Origin of the sequence: Pectobacterium jejuense (assembly GCF_026800125.1) — a bacterium.
In the GTDB taxonomy this organism is placed as follows: Bacteria; Pseudomonadota; Gammaproteobacteria; order Enterobacterales; family Enterobacteriaceae; genus Pectobacterium; species Pectobacterium jejuense.
The window spans coordinates 105,992-121,520 of sequence record NZ_JAPQKX010000004.1 but is presented as its reverse complement, the minus strand read 5'-3'; the positions used below and the strand labels follow the sequence as shown (position 1 = coordinate 121,520).

General features: G+C 44.0%; 20 protein-coding genes. 16 read left to right on the top strand and 4 right to left on the bottom strand.

Going from position 1 to position 15,529, the window contains the following annotated elements:
* Positions 1-27 precede the first annotated feature (27 nt).
* Positions 28-792 (bottom strand): type 1 glutamine amidotransferase domain-containing protein, encoded by a 765-nt coding sequence (locus tag NXT09_RS09095; protein WP_268579470.1) that lies wholly within the window; start codon positions 790-792, stop codon positions 28-30.
* A gap of 182 nt (positions 793-974) precedes the next feature.
* On the opposite strand from NXT09_RS09095, the gene NXT09_RS09090 reads away from it, so the two are divergent.
* Positions 975-1,877, top strand: coding sequence for a LysR family transcriptional regulator (locus NXT09_RS09090; RefSeq protein WP_268579469.1), 903 nt, complete (start codon positions 975-977; stop codon positions 1,875-1,877).
* A 72-nt stretch (positions 1,878-1,949) separates the two neighbouring features.
* On the opposite strand, the gene NXT09_RS09085 is transcribed toward NXT09_RS09090, so the two are convergent.
* Entirely contained in the window at positions 1,950-2,315 is a 366-nt protein-coding gene (locus tag NXT09_RS09085; protein ID WP_268579468.1) for a protease inhibitor I42 family protein, read from the bottom strand.
* A gap of 283 nt (positions 2,316-2,598) precedes the next feature.
* On the opposite strand from NXT09_RS09085, the gene NXT09_RS09080 reads away from it, so the two are divergent.
* The 4 genes from NXT09_RS09080 (at position 2,599) to NXT09_RS09065 (ending at position 7,714) form a co-directional block, all read left to right on the top strand.
* Positions 2,599-4,590 carry an acyltransferase family protein gene (locus tag NXT09_RS09080; RefSeq protein WP_268579467.1) on the top strand — a complete coding sequence of 664 codons (1,992 nt, stop codon included), beginning with the start codon at positions 2,599-2,601 and terminating at the stop codon, positions 4,588-4,590.
* Positions 4,591-5,260: 670 nt separating this feature from the next.
* A complete protein-coding gene (locus NXT09_RS09075; protein WP_180781198.1) occupies positions 5,261-6,676 on the top strand; it encodes an integrase arm-type DNA-binding domain-containing protein in 1,416 nt (471 codons plus the stop codon).
* Complete coding sequence (locus tag NXT09_RS09070) at positions 6,677-7,363, top strand: hypothetical protein (RefSeq protein WP_268579466.1); 687 nt, start codon at positions 6,677-6,679, stop codon at positions 7,361-7,363.
* A gap of 141 nt (positions 7,364-7,504) precedes the next feature.
* The gene (locus NXT09_RS09065; protein ID WP_180781196.1) at positions 7,505-7,714 is read left to right on the top strand and encodes a helix-turn-helix domain-containing protein; all 210 of its coding nucleotides are present in this window, start codon (positions 7,505-7,507) and stop codon (positions 7,712-7,714) included.
* Between the two features lie 373 nt (positions 7,715-8,087).
* On the opposite strand, the gene NXT09_RS09060 is transcribed toward NXT09_RS09065, so the two are convergent.
* Both NXT09_RS09060 and NXT09_RS09055 read right to left on the bottom strand, forming a co-directional pair.
* On the bottom strand, positions 8,088-8,351 hold the full coding sequence (locus NXT09_RS09060; protein WP_180781195.1) for a hypothetical protein: 264 nt from the start codon (positions 8,349-8,351) through the stop codon (positions 8,088-8,090).
* Between the two features lie 2 nt (positions 8,352-8,353).
* Positions 8,354-8,536 (bottom strand): YlcI/YnfO family protein, encoded by a 183-nt coding sequence (locus tag NXT09_RS09055; protein WP_180781194.1) that lies wholly within the window; start codon positions 8,534-8,536, stop codon positions 8,354-8,356.
* 129 nt (positions 8,537-8,665) lie between these two features.
* Between NXT09_RS09055 and NXT09_RS09050 the strand changes: the two genes are divergently transcribed.
* From NXT09_RS09050 to NXT09_RS09000, 11 genes are all read left to right on the top strand, one after another.
* Positions 8,666-8,917 carry a host cell division inhibitor Icd-like protein gene (locus NXT09_RS09050; RefSeq protein WP_268579465.1) on the top strand — a complete coding sequence of 84 codons (252 nt, stop codon included), beginning with the start codon at positions 8,666-8,668 and terminating at the stop codon, positions 8,915-8,917.
* Positions 8,910-9,104, top strand: coding sequence for a hypothetical protein (locus tag NXT09_RS09045; protein WP_268579464.1), 195 nt, complete (start codon positions 8,910-8,912; stop codon positions 9,102-9,104). Before NXT09_RS09050 ends, NXT09_RS09045 begins: the two co-directional genes overlap by 8 nt.
* Positions 9,097-9,279: a hypothetical protein gene (locus tag NXT09_RS09040; RefSeq protein WP_120358150.1), complete on the top strand. Its 183-nt coding sequence runs from the start codon at positions 9,097-9,099 to the stop codon at positions 9,277-9,279. The genes NXT09_RS09045 and NXT09_RS09040 overlap by 8 nt, the downstream gene beginning before the upstream one ends.
* The gene (locus NXT09_RS09035) at positions 9,272-9,589 is read left to right on the top strand and encodes a hypothetical protein (protein ID WP_268579463.1); all 318 of its coding nucleotides are present in this window, start codon (positions 9,272-9,274) and stop codon (positions 9,587-9,589) included. The genes NXT09_RS09040 and NXT09_RS09035 overlap by 8 nt, the downstream gene beginning before the upstream one ends.
* Complete coding sequence (locus NXT09_RS09030) at positions 9,582-10,019, top strand: hypothetical protein (RefSeq protein ID WP_268579462.1); 438 nt, start codon at positions 9,582-9,584, stop codon at positions 10,017-10,019. The genes NXT09_RS09035 and NXT09_RS09030 overlap by 8 nt, the downstream gene beginning before the upstream one ends.
* Positions 10,016-10,240 carry a hypothetical protein gene (locus tag NXT09_RS09025; protein WP_268579461.1) on the top strand — a complete coding sequence of 75 codons (225 nt, stop codon included), beginning with the start codon at positions 10,016-10,018 and terminating at the stop codon, positions 10,238-10,240. Before NXT09_RS09030 ends, NXT09_RS09025 begins: the two co-directional genes overlap by 4 nt.
* The gene (locus NXT09_RS09020) at positions 10,218-10,406 is read left to right on the top strand and encodes a DUF4222 domain-containing protein (protein WP_120358146.1); all 189 of its coding nucleotides are present in this window, start codon (positions 10,218-10,220) and stop codon (positions 10,404-10,406) included. Before NXT09_RS09025 ends, NXT09_RS09020 begins: the two co-directional genes overlap by 23 nt.
* Positions 10,390-12,159, top strand: a complete 1,770-nt coding sequence (locus NXT09_RS09015; RefSeq protein ID WP_268579460.1) for a DNA primase family protein — start codon at positions 10,390-10,392, stop codon at positions 12,157-12,159. The genes NXT09_RS09020 and NXT09_RS09015 overlap by 17 nt, the downstream gene beginning before the upstream one ends.
* 288 nt (positions 12,160-12,447) lie before the next feature.
* Positions 12,448-12,801, top strand: coding sequence for a hypothetical protein (locus NXT09_RS09010; RefSeq protein WP_268579459.1), 354 nt, complete (start codon positions 12,448-12,450; stop codon positions 12,799-12,801).
* A 296-nt stretch (positions 12,802-13,097) separates the two neighbouring features.
* Positions 13,098-14,243 carry a nucleoid-associated protein gene (locus NXT09_RS09005; RefSeq protein ID WP_151243186.1) on the top strand — a complete coding sequence of 382 codons (1,146 nt, stop codon included), beginning with the start codon at positions 13,098-13,100 and terminating at the stop codon, positions 14,241-14,243.
* Positions 14,236-15,462, top strand: a complete 1,227-nt coding sequence (locus NXT09_RS09000) for a hypothetical protein (RefSeq protein ID WP_268579458.1) — start codon at positions 14,236-14,238, stop codon at positions 15,460-15,462. Before NXT09_RS09005 ends, NXT09_RS09000 begins: the two co-directional genes overlap by 8 nt.
* Positions 15,463-15,529: the final 67 nt, after the last annotated feature.

Here is a 15,529-nt window from a genome sequence, read left to right as displayed (position 1 = left end):
CACCTAACGCATCTGATAAGGCGAGGATTACGCTTTAGTTTGCAGAGCTTTGACAACCGCTTCGCCAAGCCCTTTCGCTGATGCAGGGTTTTGACCTGTAATCAGTCGGCCATCTACGACGACTTTATTTTCAAAGATCGGTGCTTCTTCGAATTTTGCGCCATCTTTTTTCAGCGCGGCTTCGAGTTCAAACGGAACGATCTTGTCGTAATGGCGGAAAGCCTCTTCTTCTGCGGTAAAGCCGGTCAGGCGGCGGTCTTTAATCAGCAGTTGACCATTGCTGAGCTTCACATTCAGCAGACCCGCCGGGCCGTGGCAGACGGCACTGATGATGTCATTTTTCTCGTACATGGTACGCACGATGTTGATCAACTCAGGGTTGTTAGCGAAATCCCACATCGGTCCGTGTCCGCCGACGAGCAGGATTGCGGTGTACTTCGCTGGATCAACCTTGTCGAGTGGGATTGAATTAGCGAGTTTGTTACGGTGCTCTGGGTTAGTCCAGAAATCCAGATTTGCCTGATCTTTAAGATCGAAGCCGTCAAACGGAGGCAACCCTCCTTTAGGGCTGGCGATATCGTAATCCAGTCCGGCTTTGTCGAACACTTCAACTGGGTGAGTCAGTTCTGGGAACCAAAAACCGCCAACGAGATCGGGTGTTTTTTTATCCAGACTGGAGACGACGATTAAGACCTTCTCTTCTTTCAGATTAGCCTGGGCGAAAACGGGGGAGGCTGCGGCAAACACAGCCATCGCGGCGATAAGACCAGCACAGCGCTTGATGATTGACATAAAAAAACTCCTTTCAGCAGGTGGTGATGGTCGCCACTATATCCGTGATAATGGGTGGAAAACAGGCGGTAAAAGTGGAATGCATTGTTTAAAAAATCGATGTAATCACTTTATATTGGCGTGATAAATTATCGTAAAATGCGTTTGATGATCCCTGTGTTGCATGACGATGAGGAACCCTGATGGGGCAATCCGATAGCTTTGATGGACTGGCAGAATTTCTGGCTATAGCGAAACGCTTGAGCATTCGCAAAGCCGCGCTCGATCTGGGTAAGACGCCGGGATCGGTGAGTTTGTCGCTCCAAAAACTGGAGCATCGCCTCGGCGTGCTACTTTTCCACCGCACGACGCGCAAGATGGCATTGACGGAAGCAGGGGAAGATCTGCTGCTGAGAATCGGGCCTGCGGCACACGTTATCGCAACAGGTTTTGAAGATGTGGCGCAATCGGCAAAAAAACCATCGGGGACGTTGAAGCTGATCGTAGAACGCTTGGCATTACCTCATGTCATCGAACCGCTCATCCCTGCATTTCGTCAGGCGTGGCCGAATTTGAATATCGATATCACGGTGAGTAATCGTCACGATAACTTCGTTTCTGGAGGCTATGATGCTGGCATCATGATCGGTTCCTATATCGAACAGGATATGATTGCAGTACGGCTCTCCCCACCATTTAAGTGGGCAGTATTCGGTTCGCCGGAATATTTCAAAGCAAACGGTAAGCCTAAAGCGACGCGCGATCTGGAGCATCACGAATGTATTCGCTTTCGTCGCCCTGAAAAGGGAGATATTTATCGGTGGGAGTTTGTCGAAAATAAAGAAACTGTAAGAGTTGATCCAGCCGGCACAATTACCGTGAACGATGGCGAGCTCATGCGTAGCCTCGCGGTCAGGAGCGTTGGGCTTATTTACTCATCCACTTTCCATACCTCACGCGAGCTGGAAAACGGCACGCTGGAAGCCGCGTTACTCGATCTCTCGCCGGGAAATGACGGCCTCTTTCTTTATTTCTCAAGAGCCGCGAGGAATCAACCAAAATTGCGCGCGTTTATCGACGTGTGTTCGCAGATAATTAAGACGTGAGTGTGTTTACCCTAATAATTGCGCTGTGAAAATAATCCTGCAAAGCCCCCTTTTCAGAGGGCGAGTGTACGATCACTTAATTTCAACGTTGACCTTATGCGCTTTCCACGTTGATTTATCGAAAGGCTGACCATAAATCAGCTTCAGAGTCCCTTTACCGGATTCTTTAGCAATAAAATAAAAAGTCTGTTCACCGCCACAGCCTACCATTCCACTTTTGCAATCCTTTGACTGTTGGTAGTCGCTGGAAACGAGGATTAGCTCATTGGGAAGACTTTCCAGCATCCAGCTGTATCCTGTCGTAGGATTGGCTTCAAACGATAGCTTGATCTCTTTGCCCACTGCGCCATCCAGATTGTTAGTTTTTTCAGCGGCATGTACGCCAGCAGCGGTAAACATCACTATACCGCTCAACACGCAGGTTAATATTTTACTCATAAGTCACTCTCAGGTTGTTATGGTAAGCCACGCTACTTTTTATAGTGTATATCCCTAAAAAGGAAAGTGATAAAAGCACATCAGAAAATGGTAGGTGCAATGAACGTAGGGTTTGTTGGGGCATTCTGCGGAGGTAAAGTATCTGAATTACTGTTCAGCGCAATGGTTAGATAGGGTAAAAGTTGTTGCTGTTGGTCATCTGAGAGTATAATTTTTATCACTTTTTTACACTCTATCCGGCTAAAATTCTTTGACAAGTTTTGCCGAGCGTGAACTCAGTCTAATGACAACATCGAATTCTCATCTTTCACACCCAAAGTACCGTCCCGACATTGACGGGTTAAGAGCCGTTGCTGTTCTCTCCGTTGTGGCTTTCCACGCCTTTCCTGATTGGATGAAAGGGGGTTTTATTGGTGTTGATATCTTTTTTGTTATCTCCGGTTTTTTGATTTCCACCATTATTTTTGAGAATTTAGATAAGGGAACATTCAGCTTTGCTGAGTTCTATGCACGCCGTATCAAGCGGATATATCCCGCCTTGCTACTGGTTTTGACTGTCTCTATTGTATTTGGCTGGTTTGCTTTACTTGCTGATGAATATAAGCAATTAGGTAAGCATACCATGGCGGGGGTTGGGTTTGTTTCCAACTTAGTGCTATGGGGCGAATCTGGCTATTTTGATAATGCCGCAGAAACTAAACCACTTTTGCACTTGTGGAGCTTAGGTATAGAGGAACAATTCTATTTTCTCTGGCCTTTGCTGTGTTGGCTTTTTTGGCGAATGAATTTTCGCCGAATTGCGTTACTACTTAGTTTTATTTTGGCTTCTTTTGTTCTGAATATTTACATGATAAGGAGCGATGGAGTCGCAACGTTTTACTCTCCATTGACCCGATTCTGGGAACTGTTGTTCGGTAGTTTATTGGCGTTTATCGTTCTTTATCACAAGAGCTTTGTCGATAAGTTTCAAAAAAATCAGTTTGTGATAAATGGCTTTTCACTATTTGGTTTTTTGATCTTGGGTTTTGGCTTTTTATCCATCAATAAAGATGCATACTTTCCTGGCTTTTGGGCTCTGATTCCCGTTATTGGTGCTGTCCTCATCATTTTTGCCGGCCCTAATGCGATGCTCAATCGTTTGTTTTTGAGCAATAAGATCGTGGTTTGGTTTGGTTTAATCAGTTTCCCTTTGTACCTATGGCATTGGCCGTTATTGACCTTTTTGAGAATTGTAGAAAGAGGCACACCAGATCGTTTTTTGCGATTAGCCGCTGTCTTTTTATCGATCTTATTGGCCTGGCTTACGTATAAATTTGTTGAGGGGAAAATAAGAAAATCAAAGGGATATAAATTTGTTGGTACGTTGGTTCTTTTAAGTTTTGTACTATTTTTATCCGGTTCTGCTGTTTTTTATAAAGATGGATTTGCAGAACGCAAGGCTGTGACAACGAGTGATTTTACCAAAGAGGTTCAGTATCAGTTTATGGGACCAATATGGGCCTATACAAAGAATGATACTTGCCTGTCTGAATACCCTTATAAAGATCAGAATAATCTAGCTTGGTGGTTCTGCATGAAGAGTGGAACTAAGCCGCCAACGATTCTTCTTTTGGGTAATAGCTACGCAAACCAGCTCTATCCTGGGTTCGCTAAAAATGAAAAATTGAAGCACCAGACTATCCTTTCGATAGGAACGTGTGGGGTTGGTTTTGATAATTCTGGTGACGATCCGAGAAGCCCTTGCTATGGTTCCAGGATAACCGATCAAGCCAAATTTATTGATGACATTATCAAGAGAACACCATCCATAAAATTTGTGATTTTAGACGGTTTGTCACGAAAGCCATCTAACGATGAGATTGGCAGAGTGATTCAACGCATCGACTTCCTTGAAAAACAGGGAGTGAAGGTCATTATTTTTACGCCACACATAAGACCGGGCTTTCATCCAAAGGCCTGCTTTAAATCGCCCCTTAAACAGCATCCAAAGGATTGCTTGGTTTCCTCTGATGTTCGGAGTTCCATTCTGAAAGATTTCAACCCACTGCTTGTGGCGGTTCATAAAACCCACCCCAGCGTGCTTGTTTTTGAACAGAATGATGTATTCTGCGATAGAAAGGACGGTAAATGTTCTTATGTTAAGAATGGCCTTCCATTATATCGTGACGAAGGCCATACCTCTGAATATGCTTCACTGCTGCTTCAGGATTACTTTACTAAGTGGGCATCGAGTCATGTTCCATCGATGCTTGACTCAGCGCCCGCTGACAATTAAGCGTGTGAATACATCTATTTTAGTTTCACACTTTTCTTGAGGTAGTCGGCTTTTGGGCTGGTATTTTCCCGTACCAGCCTATTCAGATATTCACGGGGCGTTTGTTGTTAGAGTCATACAGCGAGCACCCCGTGGTTCATGTGATTTTATTCCCCGTTCTGAACAGGTAAAAAGCCCGTCTTTCTGTCTGGTATTTCCGGTTAAACCCTTCGATAAAAACACTCTGGCTTACCCGATTTGATAAACCTCAAGCCACGCGTCATTGCGATGGTCATGGCTGATATTGCTAATACTATGATGTATTTCTCTCAATCGAGAGGCAGGCGAGTTAATGCTAGTGAGTCGTGGGTGAGGGGGTTGTAATGATGTTTGCTAACCGCTAATTCTGTTTGAAAATACCCTGGAAAAAGCAAAGGAGCTGCGCTATTAACGCAACTCCTTAAATTTGGTGGCCCCTGCTGGACTTGAACCAGCGACCAAGCGATTATGAGTTAGGGCGAAACTCCTTACCTGAAAATACTTATTGATAATTTTCAATCAGTTAATTAATTCATGTTTACTGTATAAATAACCAGAAATACTCTAAAATACTCATCTGCGGTATCCTATGGGTATCCTAGAGCCTGCAAGCGATTTGCAGGATACCCTAATCGCTTGGTACGGGGTGTTTGTGGAAACATTCAAATTCACGAAAGCCAAACTCGAAAGTTTGCTACCCGCTGATCGTGGTCAGGTTGAGTATGGCGATACCGTTGTTAATGGTTTGCGCGTTCGAGTGGGTGTCAGTGGCGTTAAGAGCTTCTGTATCTCCAGAAAACGGAATGGCAAATTCATACGAGCTACGCTGGGGCGCTTTCCCGATCTCACAATTGATAATGCCAGGGCAAAGGCTCTGGAATTGCTGGGGGACGTGGCCACCACTGGTAGAAATCCTAACGTGGAAAGACGCATCAACGAAAAGGCATCGGTTACGCTTGCTGATGCACTGGATACCTACATCGAGAGCCGTGACGCAAGATTGGGCGCCGATACTGCAAAGCAATATCGCTCTATCCTGCAAAACTTCTCTGGCGATTGGATGAAACAGCCCATCGCCTCTATCAGTCGGGAACGTGTTGAGAACAGGCATAAAGCCGTTACTGATGGCTCAGTGTGGTTTGGTGCCGATAAGTTAACGCTACGCGCTGGCGTAGGTGCTGGAAGTAAAGCGCAGGCCGATCTCTGGGCTCGGGTGCTACGGGCTATTTACCGTTTTTCCCATGACCACTATCGTGATGCTGAAGGGAAAACCCTTCTCCCTGATCCTCCCACGATGGTGCTGAGTACTAAGCGCAAATGGCATGGAACCGTCAGGAAAACCGAGCGCATTCGTACCAATGAGCTTGGTAGGTGGTTCGGTGCGTTGTCTTCTGTGCGTAATGTTGCTGAACAGGGACGTGATGATATAGCTGCTGCTGTATGTGATGCCATTGAAATGGCTATTTTTACCGGGCTGCGCAAATCAGAGATTTTAGAGCTGAGCTGGGATCGGGTTAATCTGGGGGGGCGCTATTTCTGGATTGATACTACAAAGAATGGTGATCCGCTTGAACTGCCAGTAACCGAAACGCTCCTAAATTTATTCCGCCGTCGTGCAAAGATGAAATCTGGCAATGAATTGCTGGTTTTCCCTGGTGATAAAGGTGTGATTAAGGAATACAGGCACATTATCGACCGTATAAGCGCTGCTACTGTACCAGACCCAAATCCCGACCTGTTCCATCCCATCCCTTTCAAGTGGCATGATGGCCGTCGCACGTTCGGCACTGTTGCTGAGCTGGTGGGCGTTGGTAACTACATTCTGAAACGCCTGCTGAACCACCGCACGATGAGAAGCGCTGATGTTACTCAGGGTTATTTGCACTTTGGGGCTGATGAACTAATGGAACCAGCTTCAAGAATAGAACGGGCAGTACTTGAATACGCAGGGATGATTGAGAGTAGAAAATCTCTGGACGCTAAATTATTACTTGCGCTTGAAGGTCTGAGCGAAGAAGAAAAACGCAGTCTCATTTTTAAATTATCCAAAAATATTAAGGTGATTTAAATGTCTAAAAATAACATCACAGAAGTTAATATTGAGTTTTGCCCTGAGGATTTAGAGGACTTAAATAAATTTGTCTCTATGATTAGAGATAAAACATCTGAATCACTTATAACAAAAACCGTCCAGGATATGTATGGTATTACACCTTCAAAAATGACTCTGGAAGAACGTCTTAAATTTTCCGCTGAAATAGAAAATGAAGAAATAGTTGTTTCATCAGGAATGTCTATCAGTGTAGGAGATGTTAACGAGACTTTGAATTATGAAAGCTCAGACATGTCAGATATGTTGAAAGCCTCGGCTATACTGGAAGTGATGGGTTTTGAGCGATTAGCTAACCAGATGAGAAAACGTTATGGTGAGATGTTTGTTGAAACTCTGATGGGTAGTTTACGGCAGATCGAATATGCCAAGAAGGTTATAAGTGAGGACAGAAGTAAAGCTCGAAGAGGGAAAACAAATCGACATTATGTTACAGCCCTGAGAATTGCTGCTGATACATGGGCTAGATACCCACATGCCAGCCTTGCGGGACTTTCAGAGGATATTTACTCGTATTTGAGAAAATCATGGAAGGATGTTCCCGTAGCCGGAACTGTAGAGAAATGGTTAAAAGAGTCAGGGCTTAATCCCGATGTAAAACCAAAAAATAGGAATTTTGAACTAATTATATCTGAGGGGGAGTAAATCTCGTCTTACACCCTCTAATCTTGTTATCACCATAGCTAACCAGATATAAGCGTTTATATCTGGTTTTGCTTACTCTTCAAGTAGTTATATCAATAATAAAGTATCACCACTGTTAACCAGCAATACACGGTGATATCTATGCGTTTAATTACTAATAACCTTCAATTAGAACGTTTAACCCGAGCGGAGGCCGCTGCTTATCTTGGCGTTAATGCGCAGACTTTGGCTAATTGGGCACATACCGGAAAGGTGGAAATTCCACACCATAAGGTGGGGCGCAAAGTCATATACATGAAGTCTGACCTTGATAGCTACCTTGCGGCAAATCGTCGCACTCAGACGGCGTAAGGGGCGGGATATGGTATATAAAACAAAAGCGGCCATGCCGGGCCGCTCATGTCACTGCATAAAACTAAAGCATGCCCAGAATAACACGCTGATCGATCAGGTCAACTCCGGATATACCCGGAGTTTCGTTACCTATTATTTGGGTACTGCTGGTGGGCGAGTTTCAGATTTGCAACTCAGCCGGGCTAAAGTCAAAAAATGTCCTTTGGAACAAAATCAACATGCTAACTGCTTGAAGGAAAAGCAAAGCTCAAATTTGCGCTTAGTATGCGTTTCTATTTTTGAAACTGCCGGATGCAACTTTCATTGCATCACCAAACCTTTTAGCCAACGCAATTTTTTGCTGGCTGATTTTATGAATTTTAGTCGTGCACTAACGAGACATGAAATTTTGCAGTTGCACATTAAATTTACCTTTAAGGTCTGCTATGCATACATCAAGCCTTTCTTGGCTGCTGTAATTTTCTCGCGGGATAACTGGCAAAAGGCCATCATTTACACTGCAACTTTGAAGTCGATTTTCATCAAAAAATATACGTACTCTAATAGCAGTGGACTCTGGATCAATAAATTCAACGTGGAATCGTTTGAAGGCTATTTTTATTTGAGACATAGCTTCATCTTTCGTAATTTTCATAATCATGATCCTTTAGTTTCCAAACCACGTTGTTTCAGCTCTTTTCTAATGATGCGTTTTATCCAGGCTGCTAAAGATTCATCACCATCCTGCTGTTGTGCTGTTTCCATTAAGTCACGTAACTCAGGATCAAGGCGAAACTGGAACGGTGGATTGCCACGTCTTTCATTTTTGTGTGTTGACACGTTAAGTACACCAGATGTAATGTGTTTGTGTGTGATGACACATTACACGCACATGAATGAAAAGACAACGCCCCGGAGTGCTGGAACACTACCGAGGCGTTTAACCACAACGTTAAATGAGGTAACGCTATGGCTGATATCCAGTCTACCCAAACTCGCCCTAAATTTCAGTATCGCTTTCTCGCCCTTAATCGCCACGACAAGAAGGCCAAGCCTTGCCGCCTGTCCGTTGAGGCTGAAACTGAATGTGAAGCCCGCCGCATTCTGGCCCCTCACTTCATCCTCTCTTTTGCTGCACGCCTTCCATTGGCGGATATGGTGGAAATCGCCATGCCTATCTGTGTTGTTGAAACCGAAACGCAGGAGGTGCGTCATGTTTGATAACACGCCTTTGGAATTGGAAGAGGTTATCGATCAGTGTCGTGCTCTGGTCTACGCGATTGTTGAACTGAGCAACCCCGAAGCTAAAGAGATTTTAACTTTTGTGTTAGCGGAACGGCTGAATAGCCTTCACCAAGCCTTCCATGCATCGGAAACCATGGTTCAAGGGGAGGTTGGTCATGCTTAAGAAACACATCAATCATGCTGACGAAGCGCACACTCAGATTGTTCACGCTAAGGCCATAATTACGTTGATAGCCTCGCAGGACATTAACAACCCCGCTGTAGAAAATGCACTTGAAGCCGTCGCCGAAATACTGGAAAGAGCAGAAGCTGAGCTGGTGGAGGTGACACATGGTTAACCCTATCGCTCCGCATGTTGTCAGTGGGAAATTACTTTCCCCTGAAAAGACGCCAGAAGAAGCGCTTACCACGTTACGCACGTACTTTGATGAACTGGCTAAACACCAAGAATTCATCGCAATGGCATGGAGTAAGCAGTACGACACCAGACGCGATCTGGAATGGATACGTGACCCTGTTAACGCCAGAATGCGCAGCGCCATGGGCCAGGTATCTGTAATGGTGATGCTGGTGGAAGACAACCTTCAGGTGATTGAAAGCCACTTTAAGCCAGCACCCTCTACTTCTACGGAGGTGCGTCATGCATGAGCTAATTTCTGTGGGCGCTCGTTTCATCGATAACAATAGTGAAGTGTCGGTGGTTATCCGGGAGCAAACAGTTGATCGTGTGGTGTTCTCCTATGAGCAATGCCCGCAAGCCAGGTATCACTACCAGCGGGATGCGTTTATCCGTGACTTTTCTCCATTAAAGGCGAAAGAAATCAACTTGGATGCCTACTACGACGATCAGCGGCGTGTTAACGCCCTGATTGGCTCCATTTGTGCGCCAGTGCCAGCTACGTCGGAAAACATATCGCGTAATCGTCTGTTACGCGCTCAGGTGGGATTACGGCACCTACTGACTGAGGTCATTCCCCAAATCACTGACGAACAACAACGCCGTGAGGTTTATTTGTGGGTTGATGGTATTTACGCCATTACGTGCTTTGAGGAAGTAGACGCGGGGATTCAACCATGAACAGACAACATCTTGAAGTCGTTACGTGCGTTGAACATGCCAATGCAATGAACAAGCAGGCCAGAGCGGTGCTTTCAATGTGGCTTGACGCCTTACCGAGTGAGGAACGGGACAAAGAGGACGCTAACCTTGTTGCCGCCGTTCTGTCGCTGGTGGCTGGTGCCATTAATCATCTTGATAAAGCGATGGAGGTACGCAATGCGCCAGCCTCAACCAAATGATCGCTATCAGGACAAAAACGGCCAATGCGTCACTGTCAGGACGAATGCTTTTAACCGTGTAACGTTTGTGCGTGATGGTTATTCAGCGGAGTGTGTTTATCCCGATAACCGCTTTCTTGCCGAATTTGTTTTGCTACAAGGGGGTAACAATGAAGTTAGCGCCTAACGTGAAACAGTTACCCAAAGACAAAGGGACGGAAGCGGTAATCTTTGCGGGTACAAACGCTTGGGAAGTGGCAAAGCGCTATCAGTCTGGCAATAACAACGGTGACGATATACCGCCTATTGTGCTCGATCACGCCCAGCTTAACGATCTGGCTAACCTGCATATTGTGGATAAGGGGCGTAAGTACGCCCGTGTCTATCAGGCGGGGCTGGTGGATCAGGCCAAAATGTCGCTTATTGCTAAAAAACTGGCAGCGGCTGGCGTGAAGGAGGCCAAGCTCTACAGTGAAGCCGGGGAAGTGCTGGAGGACTGGAAAGGCTACTTTGAACGTATGGCAAGTGAGCCGTTGGAATCATTGCCGGGAGTCGCCGACCTTTCCCGCATGGGAGCCAGCCAGCGCGGTGAAGTGTTACGGGCGCATTATGGCTGTGCCTTAGCGGTTCATGGTGATTCTGACACCGTTCACCACTACAACGGCGTGATATGGGAGCCAGTGGCCGATAAGGACTTGCAGCGAGAAATGGCGCAAATCTTTATTGAAGCGGATATTGCCTACTCGCAGAACGCCATTAAGTCGGCAGTGGAAACCATGAAACTGAGCCTGCCTGTCATGGGGGCTACCGCTCGTAACCTTATTGGGTTCAGTAACGGGGTATTTGATACCCGTACCGGGCAATTCCGTGACCACAGTCAGGAGGATTGGTTACTGATAGCCAGTGAATTGCCATTCAGCGCCCCGGCAGAAGGGGAAACGCTGGCGACTCATGCGCCCAGCTTCTGGAAGTGGTTGAGCCGTTCTGTTGGTAACAACAAGCGGAAAGCCGATCGCGTCCTGTCAGCGTTGTTTATGGTGCTGGCTAACCGTTATGACTGGCAGTTGTTCCTTGAGGTCACGGGGCCAGGGGGAAGCGGTAAAAGCGTCTTTGCAGAGGTTTGCACCATGCTGGCGGGTAAAGCCAATACCGTATCGGCCAGCATGAAAGCGCTGGAAGACCCGCGAGATCGTGCACTGGTGGTTGGTTATTCGCTCATCATCATGCCGGATATGACCCGCTACGCTGGCGACGGCGCAGGGATTAAGGCGATAACGGGCGGGGATAAGGTATCTATCGACCCCAAACACAAAGCGCCTTACTCAACGCGCATTCCTGCGGTGGTGCTGGCCGTGAACAATAACGCTATGACGTTCAGTGACCGAAGCGGCGGCATATCCCGGCGACGGGTGATTTTCAACTTCTCCGAAGTGGTGCCGGAAAACGAACGTGACCCAATGCTACCGGAAAAGATAGAAGGTGAACTGGCCGTCATTATGCGTCACCTGTTAAGCCGCTTTCCCAGTAATGACTGGGACGAGGCAAAACGTTTGTTGCATGAACAGCAGAAATCAGAAGAGGCACTGGCTATCAAGCGTGAAGGAGATTCGCTGGTGGACTTCTGCGGTTACCTGATGGCGTCGGTGTTATGCGATGGCATGTTTATTGGTAACGCTGAAATCGTGCCGCACAGCCCGCGCCGCTACCTGTATCACGCTTACCTTACCTATATGCGTGCCAATGGGCTTAACAAGCCCGTATCGTTAACCCGGTTCGGCACGGATATGCCGGGGGCAATGGCGGAGTATGGCAAGGAGTATCAGAAGCGCAAAACCAAGTTGGGCTTACGCTCAAACGTTATGCTCAGTGAGGATTCAGAAGACTGGATGCCGCAATGTGACGCGCCCCAAAACGGTCAAAATGAAGAAGGGATAAAATAAAACTTATAGGCGAAGTGTTCATCACTATTCACCCTGTTAAAAAATCAATGAATAACAGTGTGTTAATGGGTGAACACTTTTTTATAAACTCTTCACCAACTGTTCACCTGTTCACCTTTTCGTGAAAGCACTTCCAAAGGGTGAAGGGTTAGGGTGAACAGTAGTGAATAGTTAAAAGGAAAGTCATCACCCTATAATGGTATGAAAATAAAAGAGAAATAGGAAAAGGTGAATAGGTGAACACTTGGGCGTATATTTTTTAATTTTATGTCAGAGGTTAGATAAGCCATGAGAGTGAAACAGCTATTGAATGATTTTAGCGATCATCTATTGAGTGATTTTAGCAAGGTGGTTGAAGGGAGTTCCGGTGCGTTATCTTTTGGTGTTATCCAGTGTCTGGCCGTAGCAGTTTCTGTCACCAAGCTGAATAACGTTACGGGGATAGGATTCTTTATTACTTTTATCGTTGCGGTGGTTGCGACTCTTGGATTTTTTCTATGCATCTTTAGCGTAGGTAAGGTGATCGCCGAAGTTACAGCTGAGAATAAAGTAAGGAAATTTCTGTTGTATATGCTGCTATACCCTGCTGCGGTAGGAATTTTGATTTCAGCAAAGGTCAGTCTTATGTCTATTTTTCAGTAATCCGGCTCGTACAGGAGAAACAAACAGAAAGTCCCCTATGTGCCTAACGATGCCCACTTCATCTTTGCCAGAACCACGAGCGGGTTATCCGTGCAGGTTAGCTTTATTAAACTGGATTACATTCCTGCGCCCGCTACATCACATAAAGTGAGGGCATGTCGAACTTGGGCTTTAGTCTGATAAGACGCTTAACGTCGTGACTTCTCTTATCACAGTAACTAAGTTTTTTGCGTACGCGTTAGCTTTTTTGTATTCTTTAACATCCTCTGGTTCCACTATTTTTAAAAAGGATTATCATGACGGATGTTATCATTAGGCATGTAATAGTTCACGAGCTAATAAAAGAAGCTAAAAAACCCATTAATCATTCAAATAAATTTAAATTTAGAGATACAGTCCTAGATCCTAATAATAATATTGTGCTAAAGCTTGTGTCTGAAATAAATGTTTTATATGGAAAAAAAGGGAATTCTGCTTATTATGGTGTCTTCAAGGAGGAGGTAACCGAGCGAGGGCCAATCCCAGATGCAATAGAGGTATACTCAACAATCCCGAAGAGCGACACCCAGCAATTTATAGATCTTAGCGTCCAAATAATGCAAAAGTTGGCACTAGAGGCAGATAAGCAAATCTGGTCATCAGGTGGAGTTATTGTGTTCGCTGATTATGTAAAAGATTCAAATCATTTCCTTTTAATAACGATGATAAAGCAAAAAGAAGGGATAAGGCTGAGCTCTAAACTCGAGCCGGAATTATTGGAGCAATTAGATCTAACAAAAATAAACCAAGCCGCACGAATAAATTTTGATAGGTTTTATCAATATCAAAATTCTTCTGCAATAGATAAAAATGACCTTAGTTATTTAAGCTTTATAAGTACAACAGCTCAACAGACAGCATCTGGATATTTCATTCTCGCATTAGGTTGTGATAAAGGAATCACATCTAACAAGGCAACAAAGTCTCTACCAAAAGAAGTAAAGAATTTCTTTGACTCGCACCCAGAATTAAAAGAGCGGTCTAGGGATTTTAAAAACGATATCATTAGCTACCTTGAACAACAATCAGCAAGTGATAAACCTGCCAAACTTTCTGACATCTCATCTATGGCATATAGATACATGCTTCATCTTGATGATGATACACGGGAAAGTCTGTCTGAAGAATTAGTTCAATATTTGAATAGTGAATCAATAGGAATTCCCGTTGAGTTTAATGTAAGTAAAAGTGGGCTCAATCAAATTTTAAATATTAAGTTCAGAGGTGATGGTTATAGTTTCAATTTTGAAAAAGCACTCCTGGGTACAAATGGAGATGCTGATATATGTTATAATAAAGACATGAATAGCTTAACTTTCACTAGACTACCAAAAGAAGTTATAAAAACCATAGAACTGGCTTTGAAAGAAAAACAGGATGCCTACAGTGGAGACGATGAGTAATTCAATTTTAAAAATAATGGTTTATTTATACAGAATAGCTGGAAAACCAGCCGTTCAAGGAATGTATTTGCCATTAAAATTAAGTTATTCACTTGAAGCCGATGAGCTCATTAGGCAACTGTTGAATTCAAAGCAATTCAACAGATATGTTGAACAGATTGAATTTGATGGTTTGTCTAATGATGTGAGTGAGGTTCCGGAAAATTGGGTCGATTTAAGTATTTCATTAAAACTACCAAGAGATAATGTGTCCCGATTCCATCCATCTGTTAATGATTTAATCGGGTTTTCATCTCTTCGCAATGGCGATTTTCCCAATGACTTCTATATAATAGATTTAGATTACTATACTTCTGATATAGTTAAACCGGAACCAATCATTAAAATTGAAAACATATGTCGTCTAATAAAATCTTTATCTAAACTAGCACATTACCATGATCGAAAGTCTACAGATGGTGAGCCGCGATTGGTTTTTATTCAGGGGTCTGATGGAAGATCAAAATCCGCGATAATTCAACCGACAATTCAAGCAGAAATGTTAGGAATGGATGATTTTGATTGTAGAATAGTCGAACAACTTCAAGAGGAGTTATCATCCGAAGACGTGAACCATCATGTTGAAAAGAGGGGGATATTTCGGAATACAATTGTTGAGTTTATCAATGAAAATAATTTCAAGTTCATTGATTTAGTAAAAAATTGGACAGATTTCAGGCTGGCTTATGATAACAATCTTTCCGTGTATTTAAGTGGTTTTAATTTTCACAAGGCAAGAAAAGACGTCGCATCTGCTGAGCTTGAGTTTGCCGAAAAAACATCGAAGACCTTGAGTGAACTTACAGCAAAAATTTTAGCAATTCCAGTTTCGATATTAGCAGCTTTAGGAATTTTAAAGCTAAACGATGTTGCCGACCAATTGGTGGTTTTTTTTGGTGTATTAGTAACATCCATAGCAATTCATCTATTAATTATGAGTCAAAAAAAACAACTGGATCGTATTATTCATGCTAAATCTCTAGTTTTCTTGCCATTTCAAGCAAGACTAAAAAAATACCCAGAGGATTTAAAACAGTCGTTAGAAAAAACACTTGAACAACTTAATAAAAATGAGAATTTCGCTAAGCATGTATTAAATTCATTTTATTTCCTATGCTGGTTGCCTACATTTATTTCAATTTTCTTAATCATATATAAACTGACTAAGTGTGAAGCATAAATATTATGTCATCAATAAACCTTATAGCGGCTTGTAATCCTTTCTTATTTTCCCATCAGAACATTTT